Source organism: Castellaniella sp. (genome assembly GCF_034007085.1).
GTDB lineage: Bacteria > Pseudomonadota > Gammaproteobacteria > Burkholderiales > Burkholderiaceae_B > Castellaniella.
This window is the reverse complement of record NZ_JAVERO010000039.1, coordinates 1-17,135: the sequence shown is the minus strand read 5'-3', so window position 1 is coordinate 17,135 and position 17,135 is coordinate 1. Positions and strand designations below refer to the sequence as shown.

Here is a 17,135-nt window from a genome sequence, read left to right as displayed (position 1 = left end):
GTCCACCGTCCAGACCCTGGTGCTGGACGAGGCCGATCGCATGCTGGACATGGGGTTCATCGAGGACATCGAGACCATCGTCCGCAGCACCCCGGCCGATCGCCAGACGCTGCTGTTTTCGGCCACGCTGGACGGCACGGTCGCCCAACTGGCGGCACGCCTGATGCAGGATCCCAAGCGCATCGAGATCACCACCCACCGCCAGAAACACACGAACATCACTCAGCATCTGCTGTATGCGGACGACCAGGCCCACAAGCGGCGTCTGCTGGACCACTTGCTGCGTGACGCCAGCCTGGACCAGGCGATCGTCTTTACCGCCACCAAGCGCGGCGCCGACGACCTAGCCGACTACCTGGCCGACGAAGGCTTCGCCGCCGCCGCCCTGCACGGCGATATGAACCAGCGCCAGCGCACCCGCACCCTGGGCCTGCTGCAAAAGGGCCGGGTGCGCGTCCTGGTCGCCACCGACGTCGCCGCGCGCGGCATCGACGTGCAGACCATCAGCCATGCCTTCAACTACGACCTGCCCCTGCAGGCCGAAGATTACGTGCACCGCATCGGCCGCACCGGACGCGCCGGACGCGATGGCCAGGCCATCACCCTGGCCGTACACGCCGAACGCCACAAGGTCCGCCGCATCGAACACTTCATCGGCCAGGCGATCCCCACGGAAACCATCCCCGGCCTGGAACCTCAGCGGTCCGTGCGGCCCACCTACAAGGACCGCCCTGCCCGTGGCGCCCGCCCGCAGACCGGCAAACCCCGCAGCAAGCCGTGGCACAAGGACGGTTCTGCCGCCGGCAGCGGCGCGCGCACCGACAGCCGCCCCACCTTCCACCCCAAGGCCGACCGCACAGCGCGCAGCGCCGGGCCACGCCAGGGCCGTGACGGCGAAGCGCCGCGCACCACGCGTCCCGCCCCCAAGGTCGGCGCCAAGTCGTCCTTCAAACGGCAGGCCCGCCAGGCTCAGCCACGCGCGCAACGGCCACGTTTCGCTTGATTTTTTGGTCCATGCTCGAACTGCCTATCGTCCACACGCCCTCCGGCCTGCCTGAACCCGATGCCGATGCGCGCGCCCACGGCGCCCGCGTCCAGGCCATGCTCACGCAACGCATCCGCGATGCGGGTGGCTGGCTGCCATTCGAGCGCTGGATGGAAGCCGCCCTGTACGCGCCCGGCCTGGGCTACTACAGCGCCGGCAGCACCAAATTCCATCGTGACGGCGATTTCACGACCGCCCCGGAAACCAGCCCGCTGTTTGGCCGGGCGCTGGCGCGTCAGGTCGCCCAGGTGATCGATGCCAGCGATACGGCCCAGGTGCTGGAATTCGGCGCCGGATCGGGCGCTCTGGCCGCCGCGCTGATCCCGGCCCTCGGCGACCTGGGATTCCAGGTCGAATACCAGATCCTGGAACTGTCCGCCGACCTGCGCGCCCGCCAGCAGGACCGCCTGGCGGCTTGGGCCGGTCAGGTGCGTTGGCTGGACACCCTGCCGGATGCCTTCAGCGGCTGCGTGATTGCCAACGAGGTCCTGGACGCCATGCCTGCCGTCCTGTTCCGCTGGAATGCTGCGGGCGTGCCGGAACTGCTGGGCGTGGCCCTGGACGCCCGGCCCGAGGCAGCCGCGCCTTTTCGCTGGGTGGCACGCGAGGCACCCGCCCCCACGGCGGCCACTCTGGCCGCCCGCATGCCGCCCCTGCCTGGCTACCAATCCGAAATGAATCCCCAGGCCGAGGCCTGGGTGCGCGATCTGGGCCGCTGGCTGCAACGGGGCGCTGCCCTGCTGATCGACTACGGCTTTCCGCGTGCCGAGTACTACCACCCCCAACGCCTGCGCGGCACGCTGATGTGCCATTTTCGCCACCATGCGCATGACCAGGCCCTGATCCTGGCGGGCCTGCAGGACATCACCGCGCACGTGGATTTCACCGCCATGGCGGACGCTGCGCTGGACGGCGGCCTGGACGTGCTGGGCTATACGTCGCAGGCACGCTTCCTGATGAATGCGGGCCTGACCGACCTGATCCATGCGCCTGGGGACGACCCGGCACAGCGGGCGCGCCAGCTGACCGCCCTAAACACCCTGCTGTCCGAAGCCGAAATGGGCGAACTGTTCAAGGTGCTGGCCGTCGGCCGGGGCCTGGATACCCCATTGCTGGGCTTCGCCCGCGGAGATCGGCGGGATCGCCTGTAGGCAGACGCCGTTCTACGCCACCTTCAGCCCGAAACTGTTCATCAGGCGCCGGGTGGCGAAATCCGGCCGGCCTCCGGTAAACAATGCCAAGTCGTCGGCATCCGGATGCAGCGCATCCGCGCTGCGCGGCAGCAGGCTGCGGGCGCGCCGGGCAATGGCCTCGGCAGGATCCAGCCAGTCCACAGGCCAGGGCGCCAGCCGCCGGAACACATTGGCCATGAAAGGGTAATGCGTGCAGCCCAGCACCACGATGTCGGTCCGGGCGCCGTCCGCCTCCACGAAGCAGGGGGCGATCTCGGCGGCCACGGCCTCGTCGCTGACCGGCAGACCGCGCACGTAGGATTCTGCCATGCGCGCCAGACGGGGCGATCCCACCAGGGTCACATGGCATTGCGAAGCAAAGGACTGGATCAGATCACGCGTGTATTCACGCCGCACCGTACCCGGGGTGGCCAGCACCGACACTTGTCCGGAACGCGTGCGCTCGGCCGCCGGTTTGATGGCCGGGACCGTGCCCACGAATGTCATGTCCGGATAGGCCGCCCGCAACGCGGCACCCGCCACGGTGAACGCCGTATTGCACGCAACGATGCACAAGGCCGGATCATGATCGTCCAGCAGATCCGCAAACAGACGCACCGTGCGGTCCCGCAGGGCATCCTCGGACCAGCCGCCATAGGGAAAGCCGGCATCATCGGCCACGTAGACGAAACGCCGCTCGGGCATCAGCACGCGGGCTTCGCGCAACACGGTCAGGCCACCGATGCCGGAATCGAAAACAAGGACCGGCCGGTCCGGATCAGCGTTCAGTGCGGACATGGGAATGTCTCCGGAAGGCGTCAGATGGTCGGTGGGCAAGGGGTCGGGGCAACCAGCAACGCCGCCAGCGCCTGCAGCCGCGCTGCACGCAGATCGTCGCGGATGCGCGCCGGATCACCCCTCGCGGCACGGGCAATGGCGCCTGCGTCCACGGCACGCACCGCCGCCAGCCGCTGCGCCCAGCAATCCCGGTCGATGTCATCGAGCACGCAGGCCGCTGCCGCCAGCAGCGCTTCAAAACGATCAGGCCGGCGCAGCGCATCGCAGGATTCCAGCAGCGCCAGCCAGGCAACGGGCTGATCCTGTGCCGACACGGCCCGCAGACCCGCCAGGCGATCCAGCGCCCCCGGCAACAGGCGCGCCAGGTCGCGGCAGGCGGCAGGCGCGCGCAGCCGATCCTGCAGGCCCGGGGCCGAGAACCGGCACAGCAGGGCATACCGCTGCGCCAGATCCAGGCCCCGGCCAGCGCCGCACACCAGCCCGTTCGCGACCGTATCATTCCACACCAGCCCCGGCGCCACGCGATCGAGCGCCCCGCATTGAGCCAACACGTCGAACATGCGACCCGGATGATCCGTCATCAGTCCCTTGGCAAATTCCTGCCAGACCCGTTCAGGCACCAGGGCATCGACCTCGCCATCGCGCACCAGCGCGCGGCACAGGTCCAGGGTTTCCGGGGCAATGGAAAAATCATGAAAACGGGCGGCAAATCGCGCCAGGCGCAGCAGCCGCACCGGGTCCTCGACGAACGCGGGCCCCACGTGACGCAACACGCGATCATGCACATCGGCCACACCGCCCAAGGGGTCGATCAGCGTCCCATCGCCTGCGCGCGCAATGGCATTGACCGTCAGATCACGGCGGCGCAAGTCGTCTTCCAGAGTGACGTCCGGCCCCGCATGAAATACAAAACCCCGATAGCCCCGACCGGATTTGCGTTCAGTGCGCGCCAGCGCGTATTCCTCGTGCGTCTGCGGGTGCAGGAACACGGGGAAATCCCCGCCCACCGGCGTAAAACCGCGCGCCGCCATGGTTTCAGGGCTGGCGCCCACCACCACCCAGTCGCGGTCCCCCGCCGCCTGTCCCAACAGGTCGTCACGCACCGCGCCACCGACGATGTACACATCCAGACCCTCGATGATCGGGTCATGCCACATCGTCACGGCAGCGCCGTCCGCGTCCCGGACAGGGGGCTCACCATGCCCAGGCGCGCCTTCAGGGAATCGGGCCGGCCAGAGAACAGCATGGCGTAGTACACCGCATTGGACAGCACGTTCTTCACGTACAGCCGCGTCTCGGTAAAGGGGATGGTCTCGGCGAAAATCGCCCCTTCGACCGGCGCCGGCAACTGGGCGCGCCAGCGTTTGGGCCGCCCCGGACCGGCGTTGTAACCCGCCGTGGCCAGCAGCTCGGAACCGTTCAGGTCCTGCAGCACCATGTTCAGGTAATGGGTGCCCAGGATCGTGTTGGTGTCGAAATCATTGACCTGGCTGGGCTTGAAATCCTTCATGCCGATCTTGCGCGCCACATGGCGCGCAGTGGCCGGCATCAGTTGCATCAGCCCCGAAGCCCCTACACGCGAGCGCGCATCGGTGATGAACCGCGATTCCTGGCGGATCAGGCCGTAGACCCAGGCGGGGTCCAGATCGATCAGGCGCGCCTTGGCGGCCACCTGGCCCTCGAAGGGCGCGATGAACCGCTGGCTGAAATCGGCCACATCCCGGGTCAGCTGCGACGTGTTCACCACCCGATCGTAGATATGCTGTTCACGGGCGAATTCCGCCGCGCCGCGCAACTGTGGGTCGTTCATGCCGCGCAAGGCGAAATTCCATTCCGGCACGGCTTCCCTGCGCCAGCCCAGATCGAACAGCGCCACGGCACGCTGCAGGCCGGGATTGGCGCGCGCCTGCGCAACCCAGGCCGGGTCCAGCGGGCCGGGCTGCTCGGGCAGGGTTGGCGTCCGGCCCAGTTCCTCGGCCGCCAGCAAGCCATAGAAGCCTTGCTCATCGACGATGGATTCATAGTATTGGCGTGCGGCCTCGGTGTTGCCCTGGGCCGCCAGGGCACGTCCATACCAATAGCGCCAGACTGGCTCGTCGGCCTGCCGTGCGCTCATTTTGCGGATGGCCGCAGCCACCCGTCCCCAGTCCAGGGGCGCAGCCCGCAATTCAGCGCGGACTTCCCAGGCATGGTTGTAATCGGTCATCGGCACGAAACCGGATTGTCGATACCAGCGCACGGCCTCGGGGTCGACGTTCAGGGCCGCCACCAGGCCGAACTGCCCCCAGACCCACTGCAGATCGGCTTTTGGCATCCAGCCGGCCCAGCGTTCCTGGATGGCGCGGGCGGCTTCGGCCCGGTCATCGGCGCGCGCCAGGCGCGACAGCGCAATGGTCATCAGTTCGAAATCGACAGCCGAGCGCGGCTGGCTGCGGGATTCCAGCCACTTGCGGGGGTTTTTCATCAGGGCGGCATACTGCACCATGGCCGCATCGTCGAACACCACACCAGCCATGCGATCGGCATTGCCCCGCTTGCCGGTTTCCAGCGTGTCACGCAACAGGCCGTTCAGTTCCTTGCGACTGAGGACATGATCGGCCGCCACCTGGTCGAGCAGGTCCCAACAATCGGCGTTGGGCTGGAATATGTCCAGGACCTCGGACGCGCGAGCACGCTTGCCGCTTTGATGGCGGGCCAGCAACAAAGCGCAGCGCACCGAGGAGGATGGATCGTCCACCGCCGGCACCTGCAACGCCTGGGCATAATCACCTGCGCGCGTGGCCGCCAGGATCCAGTCGGCACGGATGCGCTCGCCCAGATACGTGCCGGCGGCATCCGACAGGAACTGGCGGACCTCGGCATCCGGTACGGGCCGGGCACGATCCTGCAAGCGGTTGCGCAAGGCCCAATAGCGCGGGTACAGACCCAGCACCGGGTCGGCAGCGGCCAGCGGCACCAGGCGATCGAGTTCGGCCCAGCGGCGTTTGTTCACGGCATCATAGGCGTCCTGGACAGCCTGACGGGCGGCGGGCGGCACGACCACCGGCGCCGGCGCGGACACGACGGGCGTCGGAATCTGGGTCGCAGCCACATCGGACACATGGGATGCCGGCGCAGTCTGTCCCGTGCGCGGTGCTTCGCCCGCCTGTTGTTCGGCCGTCGTGGGCGCCTGGGCACCCGCACAACCCGCCAGGCCCAGCAGCACCGCCAGTCCCCAGGCCCATGCCCTGGGACGCAACGCAGTCGCCGCCCGCACTGCATCGCCGCCGAATCCCGGATATCCTATAACGCGTCTCACCATAAGCCAGAAACCCCGCGAGCCAATCACCCCATGAATCAGAATGCACAGGATAACGCAGCCGACCTGCGGACGCGACTCAAACGGCGCCGCGCCGAAATCCCCCCCCAGGATCGCGACCGGGGCGCGCTGCTGATCCGCGGCCGCCTGTACACCTGGCTGGCGACCAACCGCACCCGCCTGCGGGAATCGGGCCGCCCCGACATCCGCCACATCGCCGCGTTCTGGTCCATGACCGACGAACCCGCCTTGCAGGCCCTGCTGGGCCAATGGGCCCAGGACGAGACCCTGACGGTTTCCCTGCCGGTCGTCATCGCGCCCGGCACACCGCTGCGCTTTCGCGCCTGGCAGCCGGACACCCCCATGCGGCCCGGCGCCTATGGCATCCTGGAACCCGATGGCCCGGACGCCCCCGCCCCCGACGTCGTGCTGGTGCCCACGCTGGGTTACACGCGTCAGGGCGACCGCCTGGGCTACGGCGGCGGCTACTACGACCGCACCCTGGCCGCGCTGCAGGCGTCCGGCCATGCCTTCACGACGGTCGGTATCGCCTGGGCCTGCGGCGACCTCAGCGGCGAATCCTACACGCCCGCTGCACACGATGTCCGGCTGGACACAATCCTGACCGACAAAGGCTGGGCTGTGCCCGCGCCGGACCTGTAGCCGGCCCGCCCGCCGCGCGCCCGGGATTCAGGCGTCCAGCCCCAGGTTGGCGCAGATCTGCACCACGGCATCCGCATGGTTCAGGGTGTAGAAATGCGCGCCCGGTGCACCCTGTTCCAGCAGGCGCGCAGTCAGTTGCGTGACCACATCGATCCCGAAAGCGCGGATGGACGCCTTGTCGTCGCCGAAATCCTGCAGCCGCAACCGCATCCAGCGCGGGATTTCGGCCCCGCACATGGACGAAAAGCGCGCCAGCTGGGTGTAGTTGGTCACCGGCATGATGCCCGGCGTGATGGGGATGTCCACCCCTTGCGCGCGCACCCGATCGACGAAATCGAAATAGGCATCGGGATTGAAGAAATATTGCGTGATGGCGCCATCGGCACCGGCGCGGACCTTGTCCACGAAATGCCGCAGGTCGGATGCCGCGCTTTCGGCCTGGGGGTGCATTTCGGGGTAGGCCGCCACCTCGATGTGGAAGTGCTCGCCGGAATGCTCGCGCACGAAACGCACCAGATCGACCGCATGGTGCAGTTCGCCCGTATCACCGCCCATGCCCGAAGGCAGATCGCCGCGCAGGGCAACCAGGCGGCGGATGCCGCGTTCACGATAGTCGTCCAGGATGGCGCGCAGTTCGGCGCGGGTAGCGCCGATGCAAGACAGGTGCGGCGCCACATCGACGCCCAGGTTCTGCATCATCTGCACGGTATCGGCCGTGCCCGTGCGGGTCGAACCCCCTGCGCCAAAGGTCACGCTGACATAGGCCGGCCGCAGGGCGGTCAGGCGCTTGGCGGACCGCACCAGGCGTTCCTGGGCGGCGATATCGCGCGGCGGAAAGAATTCCAGACTGATGGTGGACACGGGGCGGCTCATGAGGTCAGCAGCCCGGCCAGCGCAGTGGACACGATGCTGTAGACGATCGCGCCGATCACCGCCCACCAGAAACCGTCCACCTGAAAGCCCTTCAGGATGGAGCCCGCGAACCAGAACACCAGGGCATTGAGCACCAGCAGGAACAGGCCCAGCGTGACGATGGTCAGCGGCAGGGTCAGCAGGATCAGCAAGGGCTTGACCACGGCATTGAGCAGGCCCAGCACCAGCGCGGCGATCAGGGCCGAGCCGAACGAAGCCACGGTGATGCCGGGCAGGATATAGGCCACGACCAGCAGGGCCACGGCGTTCAGGATCCAGACGAGCAGCAGCATGATGAGGTTTCCTTCAGTAGCGATAGTGGTCCGGCTTGAACGGGCCGGCGACCGGTACACCAATGTAATCGGCTTGCTGCTGCGACAGCGTCGTCAGGCGCACGCCCAGTTTCTTCAGGTGCAGGCGCGCGACCTTTTCGTCCAGATGCTTGGGCAGCACGTAGACCTGGCCAGTCTGGTACTGGTCCCCGCGCGTGAACAGCTCGATCTGGGCGATGGTCTGGTTGGTGAAGGACGCCGACATCACGAAGGACGGGTGGCCGGTGGCGCAGCCCAGGTTCACCAGGCGGCCCTTGGCCAGCAGGATGACGCGCTTGCCGTCCGGGAAGATGATGTGATCGACCTGGGGCTTGATTTCTTCCCATTGCAGGTCTTCGACCGAAGCGACGTTGATCTCGCTGTCGAAGTGGCCGATGTTGCAGACAATGGCCTGGTCCTTCATGCGGTACAGGTGGTCGCGGTCGATGACGTGGTAGTTGCCGGTCGCCGTGACGAAGATGTCCGCCTGCTCGACCACGTCCGGGTCGTTCAGATCCACCACCCGATACCCTTCCATCGAAGCCTGCAGGGCGCAGATGGGATCGACTTCCGTGACCCAGACCTGGGCGCGCAAGGCGGCCAGGGCCTGGGCGCAGCCCTTGCCCACATCGCCGAAACCGCAGACCACGGCGATCTTGCCCGCAACCATCACATCGGTGGCGCGCTTGATGCCATCCACCAGGGATTCGCGGCAGCCGTACAGATTGTCGAACTTGGACTTGGTGACCGAATCGTTGACGTTGATGGCGGGGATCTTGAGTTCGCCACGCTGGGACATCTGGTACAGGCGATGTACGCCGGTGGTGGTTTCCTCGGTCACGCCCCGGATCTGCGCCAGGCGGGTGGAATACCACTTCGGATCGCGGGCCAGCTGCGCCTTGATGGCGGCAAACAGCACGCGTTCTTCTTCGTTGGTCGGGTTGGCGATCACGGTGGCGTCCTGCTCGGCGTTCGCCCCCAGGTGCAGCAGCAGGGTGGCATCGCCGCCGTCATCCAGGATCATGTTGGCCTGCTCGCCGGGCCAGTCGAAAATGCGGTGCGTGTACTGCCAGTAGTCTTCCAGGGATTCGCCCTTGACGGCAAACACCGGCGTGCCGCCTGCGGCGATGGCGGCGGCTGCATGGTCCTGGGTGGAAAAAATATTGCACGAGGCCCAGCGGACTTCTGCGCCCAGGGCCTTCAGGGTTTCGATCAGCACCGCCGTCTGGATGGTCATGTGCAGGCTGCCAGCGATGCGTGCGCCTTTCAGGGGCTGCGATGCCGCGAATTCCTCGCGCGTGGCCATCAGGCCAGGCATTTCGGTTTCGGCAATGGCGATTTCGCGGCGGCCCCAGTCGGCCAGGGCGATGTCGGCGATAACGTAGTCGTGTGCAGTGCTCATGGTGGTCCTGTAGAGCCTGCGCGCGGGGACAGACAGTCACACCCACCCCGCCCGCGCAGGGCAACGATGGGCGCCGTTCATGCAGAAGGTTCCTGAGCCTGGCGGTCTACGCCCCCACAGTGGATGGCGAGGCCGGTGCAGCGCCCCTCAGGAAAAGGGGAACATTATACCGTGGGCCGGAAGCCGTCTACTGCTCACCATCATCCCGGACCCGGAACATCAGCGCGTACAGCGCCGGCAGCACGAAGACCGTCAGAACCGTGGCACTGGTGATGCCGCCCATCAGGGCGGTTGCCATGGGGCCGAAAAAATCGCTGCGCAGCAACGGAATCAGCGCCAGCACGGCCGCCGCCGCCGTAAGCGTGATGGGCCGGAACCGACGCACCGTCGCATCCACGATGGCGTCGATGCGCCGGTGGCCGGCGGCGATGTCCTGTTCGATCTGGTCCACCAGGATGACCGAATTGCGCATGATGATCCCGAACATGGCGATCACGCCCAACAGGGCAACGAACCCGAAAGGCTTGCCGAATACCAGCATCGCCAGAACCACACCGATCAACCCCAGCGGAGCGGTCAGGACCACCAGCACCACGCGGGAAAACCGCTGCAACTGGATCATCAACAAGGTCAGCACGGCCACGATCAGGATCGGCACTTCGGCATTGATCGATGCCTGTGCCTTGGCGCTGCTTTCCACGGCGCCGCCAAGCTCGATCCGGTAACCCACCGGCAGACTGGCGCGAATGTCCGCGAGCCGGGCGTCCACGGCCCGCGCCAGGTCGATTCCCTGGACGCCCGGCGCGACCTCGGCACGCACGGTGATCGTGGGCTGCCGGTCGCGTTCCCAGACAATGGCAGGTTCCAGCCCGTGGCGCAATGCGCCCAGCGACTCCAGGGCCACCGGCCCCCGGGGCGAAGGCAGCGCCAGATGCATCAGGGCATCGGGATCGTCCCGTTCGGACTCAGGAGCACGCAGATCGATGCGAATCAGGCGGTCGCCCTCGCGGTACTGCGACACCGGCCGGCCTGACAGCGTCATGGCCAGAAAATCTGCGATATCGCGCGAAGCGATGCCTAGCCGCTGCGCCGCCTGCTGATCGACCTCGAAATGCGACACACGGGCCGAAGGCTCGTCCCAGTCGAACTGCGTATTGCGGGCGCGGGGATCCGCACGCAGCACGGCAGCCACGGCCTCGGCCGCCTGGCGCACCTGCGGCACATCGTCGCCGCTGACGCGGAACTGGACCGGATAGCCCACGGGCGGCCCGGATTCCAGACGCGACACCCGCGCGCGCACCGCTGGAAATTCCGTGCGCAGCGTCGATTCCAGCCAGGTCTTGAGCGCCTCGCGATCCTCGATGGATCGGGCGGTCACGACATACTGGGTGAAATTCGGCGACGGCAACTGCTGGTCCAGAGGCAAGTAAAAACGCGGCGCGCCGGTGCCCACGAACCCCACCACGCGCGCCACTTCAGCGCGTGATTTCAGCAGCGTCTCCAGGTGCTTTGCCTGCACCAGCGTCGCCTCGAACGAAGCGCTTTCGCGCAGGCGCAGGTCCACCAGCAATTCAGGCCGGGCCGAATCGGGAAAGAACTGCTGTGGCACCAGCCGGAAACCCGCCAGCGCCACCAGAAACAGCGTCACCGTGGTCACGACGACCGTGACGCGGCGGCGCACGCAGGCATGCAGCCACTGCCGCAGCCGGCGATAGAAGGGCGAATCATAGATATCCCGCGCCGGCGTGCCGTCTGCCGCTGCGGGATGCGCATGGGGCCGCAGCAGTGCATGGCCCAGCAAGGGGATCAGGATCACGGCGGCCAGCCAGGACAACAACAGCGAAATCGCCGATACCTGGAAGATCGAACGCGTGTATTCCCCGGTGTTCGAACGCGCCAGGGCAATCGGCAAAAATCCTGCGACCGTGACCAGTGTGCCCGTCAGCATGGGAAATGCCGTGCTGGTATAGGCAAAGGCCGCCGCTTCGAGCCGGTCCCAGCCCTGTTCTAGTTTCACGGCCATCATCTCGACCGCGATGATGGCGTCATCCACCAGCAGTCCCAACGACAGGATCAGCGTGCCCAGGGACACCTTGTGCAGCCCGATCCCCATCCAATTCATGACCAGCGCCGTCAGCGCCAGCACCACCGGAATCGAGATCACGACCACCATGCCGGTGCGCAGCCCCAGCGACACCAGGCTGACCAGCAGCACGATGGCCACGGCTTCGCCCACGGCACGCAAAAATTCATCAACCGAAGCCGTCACGGCATCGGGCATGCTGGCGACTTCCTCCAGCGACAATCCCGTCGGCAGGCGTGTCCTCAGGCCATCGATGGCATCCTGCAGCCGGCGCCCCAGTTCCACCACGTCATGTCCGGCCGCAGCGGTCACCCCGATCCCCAGCACGGCCTGGCCGCCCTGGCGCATCTGTGTGGACGGCGGATCAACCACGCCACGCCGGATTTCAGCGATATCCCCCAGGCGTGCCAGCCGGTCACCGACGGGAATCAGCGTATCGGCCAGATCATCCAGACTGTGGAACTGCCCGGTGGGCCGCACATGCAGCCGATCCGCTGCCGTAGCCAGCACACCCGGATCGGCCACTGCGTTGCGCGCAGCAATCGCCTGGGCAATGCGCGCGGGCGTCAGGCCGGACTGCGCCATCACGGCATTGGGGATGCGAACCTCGATGCGTTCTTCCTGATCACCGAAATAATCGACCTTGGCCACCCCCGGCACCCGCAGCAGCACGGTCCGCAGGATGTCGGCCTGATCGCGCAGCTGGGCCAGCGTGTAGCCATCACCGGCCAGGGCGTAGAGATTGGTGTACACATCGCCGAACTCGTCGTTGAAAAACGGCCCGGCGACCCCGGCCGGCAGTTCGGCGGCCATATCGCCGATTTTCTTGCGCACCTGATACCATTCCTCAGGCACCTGATCGGCCCCCACGGCATCGCTCATGAAATAGAAAATCGTCGACTGCCCAGGCCGCGAATAGCTGGTGGTGTAATCGCGATGCGGCATTTCCTGCAATTTGCGTTCGATGCGGGCGGTCACCTGCTCGCGCACCTGTTCTGCTGTGGCACCGGGCCACAGGGTCTGGACCACCATGACACGGAACGTGAAGGGCGGGTCCTCGGACTGCGCCAGCCGCAGGCCCGCCAGTGTGCCGGCCACCACCATGACGGCAATCAGGTAGATCACCAGCGAACGATGCAGAATCGCCCAGCGCGACAGATTGAAGCCCCCGCCCCCCGGGCGGAGCACGGGAGTGCCGTTCACTGGCCGCCCCTGCCCGGCACAGTGGCCCGGGGCCGGTAGGGTACGGCTTCGACCCGCTGTCCTGCGGACACGGTATGCACGCCCTGGGCCAGCACCCGCAACCCAGGCTCCAGACCCTTGGACACCGTCACGGTATCGGCGCCATAGGCCGTGACTTCGACCGTTCGCAAGGCCAGCACGCCGTCGGCGCCCACGACCCAGACTGCGGGTTGATCCCCTTGGTGAAACAGCGCGGTGGCGGGCAGGACATAGCGCGCCCCGGGCGCTGCAACATCCTGGAACCGCACTGTGGCCGTCATCCCCAGGCGCAACGCCGGGGCAGGCTCATCGAGCCGCAGCTTGGTCCGGAAACCGAGAGTCGCCGGATCGGCGGCCCGGGCGATTTCCCGCACGCGGGCGGACAGCCGCAGGCCCGGCCGCGCCACCAGTTCGATCCCGGCCGCCTGGCCGGGGCGGATATCCGTCACTCGGTGCGCCGGCAGGTCCACGATGACGTCCAGACCATCCCCCCAGGCCAGGGTATAGACCGGCTGGCCCGCAGCGACATTCTGGCCCGTTGCCGCCTGCTCGGCCACGATGACGCCATCATGATCGGCCATCAGCCGCGTGTACGCCATCTGGTCACGCGCACGCGCCAGCGCCTGGGTGGCCTGCTCGTGCTGCGCACGCGCCTGGGCCAGCTGCCCGCGCGTCTGTTCCATCTGCGCCTGGGCGATCAGCCCCTCGCGCCCCTGGAAACGGTCCCGCTGCCATTGCCGCTCGGCCACATCCAGGGCCTCACGCGCGGCCAGCTGGCCGGCCTGGGCCGACGCCAGATTCTGGCGCCAGGGCTCGGGATCCAGTTCTGCCAGCACTTGGCCAGCACGCACAACGTCGCCCAGTCCCACGTGACGCAGCAGGACTAGGCCCGCCTGCCGGAACGACAGCGGCGTGGATTCAGGTGCGGCAATCACACCGGGGGCGCTCCAGGCAACCGCCTGCGCATCCGGCTGGACCAGGACCGTCGGCGCCGGCAGTGGCAGCGGATCAGCCGATTCCCGGGCGCCGCACGCAGCCAGCACGGCGCAAGCGGCCACCAGGGTCAAGCGAGACGACGAACGGACGAGCATGTCTTTCATGTGCATCCCTGCAAACGACGGGCAGAAGATCCGGCTGACGAACCAGTCTCAAGAAACAGCCAGCCCGCATGCCGTGGGGCAGTTTATTTCAATACAAGCATGGATTCAAATACATTATCGTATTTGTAATGCCGCCAGGCGCAGGCGTGCCTGCCTGCGCGGCTGCGCGGTTTGTTCCTACAATCCAGACATCATGAAATCAAAAATCCGCCTGACCCGCGAACAAAGCCGGGAACAGACCCGCCAGCGGCTGCTGGACGCAACCCGCGCCCTGTTCGCTGCGCAGGGCTTTGCCGCCACCAGCGTCGAGCAGATCGCACTGGATGCCGGCTATACCCGGGGCGCGTTCTATTCCAATTTCCAGGACAAGGCGGATATTTTCCTGGCGCTGCTGCGGCGGGAACACGAACGCATCATGAGCGAGTTGCAGGCACTGCTGGAAGATCCTCCAGCCGCAGATCAGACTAATCTGCCGCCCCGGGACCTGCTGGAATCCCGGCTACTGACGTACTACGTCCGGCTGCATCAGGACGCCCAGTTGCAGGCCCTGGTGCTGGAGGCCCGGCTGCACGCCACGCGGGATGCGGCCTTCGCGCCCCATTTCCGCCGCTTCCAGGAAGACCTGCTGGACGCCGTGGGACGCTACGCCCAGGTCTTCGCGCAGCGCGCGGAACTGGCCTGGACCCTGGCCCCAGAAGACCTGGCCTTCGGTTTCATGGCGCTGTGCGACGGCTGTGCGCTGCACCGGCTCGCGGGTGCCCAGCCGGACGATGCGCACGTCGAACGGGTCCTGCGCGCCTTCATGAAACGCATGGCGTTCGAGCCCTGATTTCTGGCCCCACGCCGCACAGCCTGCAGCCGCTGATCAAGCGGCGGCCTTGAGGACCTGGACCTTGTCGGTGGCTTCCCAGCTGAATTCCGGTTCGCTGCGGCCAAAATGGCCATAGGCGGCGGATTTGGCATAGATGGGGCGCAGCAGATCGAGCATGTTGATGATGCCCTTGGGGCGCAGATCGAAATGTTCGCGCACCAGGCGTGCGATCTGTTCGTCCGGGATCACGCCCGTGCCTTCGGTGTAGACCGTGATGTTGATCGGTTCGGCCACGCCAATGGCATAGCTGACCTGCACCTGGCATTGACGGGCCAGGCCGGCGGCGACGATGTTCTTGGCCACATAGCGCGCGGCATAGGCTGCGGAGCGGTCCACCTTGGACGGGTCCTTGCCGGAAAACGCACCGCCCCCGTGCGGGCAGGCGCCGCCGTAGGTGTCCACGATGATCTTGCGACCCGTCAGCCCGCAGTCGCCCTGCGGACCGCCGATGACGAACTTGCCGGTAGGGTTGATCAGGAATTTGGTCTTGTCCGTGAGCAGGCCGTCGGCAAAGACCGGACGGATGATGTGCTCGATGGCGGCATCGCGGATGTCGGCCTGGGACATGTCGGGGTGATGCTGGGTGGACAGCACCACGGTATCGACCTCGGCCGGCTTGCCGTCGATGTAGCGGAAAGTGACCTGGGATTTCGCGTCCGGGCGCAGCCAGGGCAGGCGGCCGTCCTTGCGCAGTTCGGCCTGGCGCTGGACGATGCGATGCGCGTACCAGATCGGCGCTGGCATCAGGTCGGGGGTTTCATCGCAGGCGTAGCCGAACATCAGGCCCTGGTCGCCGGCGCCCTGGTTCAGGATTTCGTCCGGCGTGCGGTCCACGCCCTGGGCGATGTCGGGGGATTGCTTGTCGTAGGCGACCAGTACTGCGCAGCCCTTGTAGTCGATGCCGTATTCGGTGTTGTCGTAGCCGATGCGGCGGATCGTATCGCGGGCGACCTGGATGTAGTCCACATTGGCACGCGAAGTGATCTCGCCGGCCAGTACGACCAGCCCCGTGTTGCAGAGGGTTTCGGCGGCGACCCGGGAATTCGGATCCTGTTCGAGCAGCGCATCAAGGATGGCGTCGGAGATCTGATCGGCAACCTTGTCGGGGTGGCCTTCGGAGACGGATTCGGAAGTAAAGAGAAAATCGTTGTTTGCCACAGCGATGCGTCCTGTAAGAACGCCGGATGCGCCGGCGCGAGGTTGAACGAAACGCGTTGCACCTCTTCAGGATGTCGGGGCGCGACGCTTTAGCGGAAAAGGGCCCGGACAGCACGAACCGCCGGGTGATCGCTCCGCAAGTTGTCGGTTAACTCAGCGATCCCGGCCATTTTAAGCGAAAATGGCGGCTGTCCCAAAAAAAGCATATGCCTGGGTGTGGTGTTTGGACGATGCGCGCATCGCCCGCCGCACTCCAAATGGCACACCCCGCCAACCAATCCCTCATGCCGCTGTTCTTCGTTCGCCTGCTGGCTGCACTGCCCCTGTCCTGGCTCCAGGCCACTGGACGGCTGCTCGGCACGGTCGTCTATCTGCTTCCGGGCCGCTACCGCCGCCGCCTGCGGGCCAACGCCGCCCAGGCGGGCTATGCCGACCCGGCCTTTGCCCGTCGCGCAGCCGCCGAATCCGGCGCCATGATCCTGGAAATCCCCAAGGTCTGGTGGCGCACGTCGCAATGCCTGGCCCTGACCGGCGGCGACCAGGAATCCATCGTGCGCGAGGCCCTGGCCGAAGGCCGGGGCGTGCTGTATCTGACCCCCCACCTGGGCTGCTTCGAGATCACTGCCCGCCATCTGACGCAATACGGGCCGCTGACGGTGATGTTCCGCCCATCGCGCAGCCCGCTGCTGGATCCCATCGTGGAATCCGCACGCGACATGCACAATCTGCGCGCCGTACCAGCCAACCGCCACGGCGTACGCGAATTCGTACGCGCCCTCAAGCGCGGCGAGGCCGTGGGCATGCTGCCCGACCAGGTGCCGCGCGAGGGCGACGGTGTCTGGCTGCCATTTTTCGGCCGCCCTGCCCTGACCATGATCCTGGCCGCGCGCCTGGCCCTGCAAACGGGCGTGGCCGTGATCCTGACCGCCGGCGAACGCCTGCCGGGCGGACGCGGCTGGCGCATCCATTACCTGCGCCTGCCCGAACCGCTGCCGGCTGACCCCGCCACACTGGCCGGCGCAATCAACCAGGCCATGGAAACCCTGATCCGGCGCTTTCCAGAACAATACCTGTGGAGCTACAACCGCTACAAGGAACCTG

General features: G+C 66.7%; 13 protein-coding genes, 1 pseudogene and 1 riboswitch. Of the genes and pseudogenes, 5 read left to right on the top strand and 9 right to left on the bottom strand.

Features of this window, described 5'->3' with window-relative positions; all coding sequences use genetic code 11:
• Together RBR29_RS05555 and RBR29_RS05550 are read left to right on the top strand one after the other, a co-directional pair.
• A pseudogene (locus tag RBR29_RS05555) lies at positions 1-718 on the top strand (DEAD/DEAH box helicase); the annotation flags it as partial.
• A gap of 296 nt (positions 719-1,014) precedes the next feature.
• On the top strand, positions 1,015-2,196 hold the full coding sequence (locus RBR29_RS05550) for an SAM-dependent methyltransferase (protein ID WP_320347971.1): 1,182 nt from the start codon (positions 1,015-1,017) through the stop codon (positions 2,194-2,196).
• Positions 2,197-2,208: 12 nt separating this feature from the next.
• Here RBR29_RS05550 and murI read toward each other — a convergent pair whose 3' ends face one another.
• The 3 genes from murI to RBR29_RS05535 are packed head-to-tail and all read right to left on the bottom strand — an operon-like array spanning position 2,209 to position 6,316.
• On the bottom strand, positions 2,209-3,015 hold the full coding sequence (gene murI, locus RBR29_RS05545; RefSeq protein ID WP_320347970.1) for a glutamate racemase: 807 nt from the start codon (positions 3,013-3,015) through the stop codon (positions 2,209-2,211).
• Positions 3,016-3,035: 20 nt separating this feature from the next.
• Entirely contained in the window at positions 3,036-4,178 is a 1,143-nt protein-coding gene (locus RBR29_RS05540; RefSeq protein ID WP_320347969.1) for a hypothetical protein, read from the bottom strand.
• Positions 4,175-6,316, bottom strand: coding sequence for a transglycosylase SLT domain-containing protein (locus RBR29_RS05535; RefSeq protein ID WP_320347968.1), 2,142 nt, complete (start codon positions 6,314-6,316; stop codon positions 4,175-4,177). The genes RBR29_RS05540 and RBR29_RS05535 overlap by 4 nt, the downstream gene beginning before the upstream one ends.
• 30 nt (positions 6,317-6,346) lie before the next feature.
• Between RBR29_RS05535 and RBR29_RS05530 the strand changes: the two genes are divergently transcribed.
• Positions 6,347-6,976 (top strand): 5-formyltetrahydrofolate cyclo-ligase, encoded by a 630-nt coding sequence (locus tag RBR29_RS05530; RefSeq protein ID WP_320347967.1) that lies wholly within the window; start codon positions 6,347-6,349, stop codon positions 6,974-6,976.
• 27 nt (positions 6,977-7,003) lie between these two features.
• Here RBR29_RS05530 and metF read toward each other — a convergent pair whose 3' ends face one another.
• The 5 genes from metF to RBR29_RS05505 form a co-directional block, all read right to left on the bottom strand.
• Positions 7,004-7,849 (bottom strand): methylenetetrahydrofolate reductase [NAD(P)H], encoded by an 846-nt coding sequence (gene metF, locus RBR29_RS05525; protein ID WP_320347966.1) that lies wholly within the window; start codon positions 7,847-7,849, stop codon positions 7,004-7,006.
• On the bottom strand, positions 7,846-8,184 hold the full coding sequence (locus tag RBR29_RS05520) for a phage holin family protein (protein WP_151025107.1): 339 nt from the start codon (positions 8,182-8,184) through the stop codon (positions 7,846-7,848). Before RBR29_RS05520 ends, metF begins: the two co-directional genes overlap by 4 nt.
• Positions 8,185-8,194: 10 nt before the next feature.
• A complete protein-coding gene (gene ahcY / locus RBR29_RS05515; protein WP_320347965.1) occupies positions 8,195-9,601 on the bottom strand; it encodes an adenosylhomocysteinase in 1,407 nt (468 codons plus the stop codon).
• Between the two features lie 61 nt (positions 9,602-9,662).
• Positions 9,663-9,756: riboswitch (S-adenosyl-L-homocysteine riboswitch) on the bottom strand.
• A 32-nt stretch (positions 9,757-9,788) separates the two neighbouring features.
• Positions 9,789-12,887 carry an efflux RND transporter permease subunit gene (locus RBR29_RS05510; protein WP_320347964.1) on the bottom strand — a complete coding sequence of 1,033 codons (3,099 nt, stop codon included), beginning with the start codon at positions 12,885-12,887 and terminating at the stop codon, positions 9,789-9,791.
• Entirely contained in the window at positions 12,884-13,996 is a 1,113-nt protein-coding gene (locus RBR29_RS05505; protein ID WP_320347972.1) for an efflux RND transporter periplasmic adaptor subunit, read from the bottom strand. Before RBR29_RS05505 ends, RBR29_RS05510 begins: the two co-directional genes overlap by 4 nt.
• Positions 13,997-14,198: 202 nt before the next feature.
• Here RBR29_RS05505 and RBR29_RS05500 point away from each other — a divergent pair, with 202 nt between their 5' ends.
• Positions 14,199-14,834: a TetR family transcriptional regulator gene (locus tag RBR29_RS05500; protein ID WP_320347963.1), complete on the top strand. Its 636-nt coding sequence runs from the start codon at positions 14,199-14,201 to the stop codon at positions 14,832-14,834.
• Positions 14,835-14,870: 36 nt separating this feature from the next.
• Here RBR29_RS05500 and metK read toward each other — a convergent pair whose 3' ends face one another.
• Positions 14,871-16,034, bottom strand: a complete 1,164-nt coding sequence (gene metK, locus RBR29_RS05495; RefSeq protein ID WP_320347962.1) for a methionine adenosyltransferase — start codon at positions 16,032-16,034, stop codon at positions 14,871-14,873.
• A 284-nt stretch (positions 16,035-16,318) separates the two neighbouring features.
• Between metK and RBR29_RS05490 the strand changes: the two genes are divergently transcribed.
• On the top strand, positions 16,319-17,135 hold an 817-nt coding region (locus RBR29_RS05490; RefSeq protein WP_320347961.1), incomplete at its 3' end, for a lysophospholipid acyltransferase family protein.

What these genes read in the sequence shown, in the direction of transcription:
- RBR29_RS05550 (WP_320347971.1), top strand. Translation starts at nt 1,015, where the DNA reads ATGCTCGAACTGCCTATCGTCCACACGCCCTCCGGCCTGCCTGAACCC.
- murI (WP_320347970.1), bottom strand. Translation starts at nt 3,015, where the DNA reads ATGTCCGCACTGAACGCTGATCCGGACCGGCCGGTCCTTGTTTTCGAT.
- RBR29_RS05535 (WP_320347968.1), bottom strand. Translation starts at nt 6,316, where the DNA reads ATGGTGAGACGCGTTATAGGATATCCGGGATTCGGCGGCGATGCAGTG.
- RBR29_RS05530 (WP_320347967.1), top strand. Translation starts at nt 6,347, where the DNA reads ATGAATCAGAATGCACAGGATAACGCAGCCGACCTGCGGACGCGACTC.
- metF (WP_320347966.1), bottom strand. Translation starts at nt 7,849, where the DNA reads ATGAGCCGCCCCGTGTCCACCATCAGTCTGGAATTCTTTCCGCCGCGC.
- ahcY (WP_320347965.1), bottom strand. Translation starts at nt 9,601, where the DNA reads ATGAGCACTGCACACGACTACGTTATCGCCGACATCGCCCTGGCCGAC.
- RBR29_RS05505 (WP_320347972.1), bottom strand. Translation starts at nt 13,996, where the DNA reads ATGCTCGTCCGTTCGTCGTCTCGCTTGACCCTGGTGGCCGCTTGCGCC.
- RBR29_RS05500 (WP_320347963.1), top strand. Translation starts at nt 14,199, where the DNA reads ATGAAATCAAAAATCCGCCTGACCCGCGAACAAAGCCGGGAACAGACC.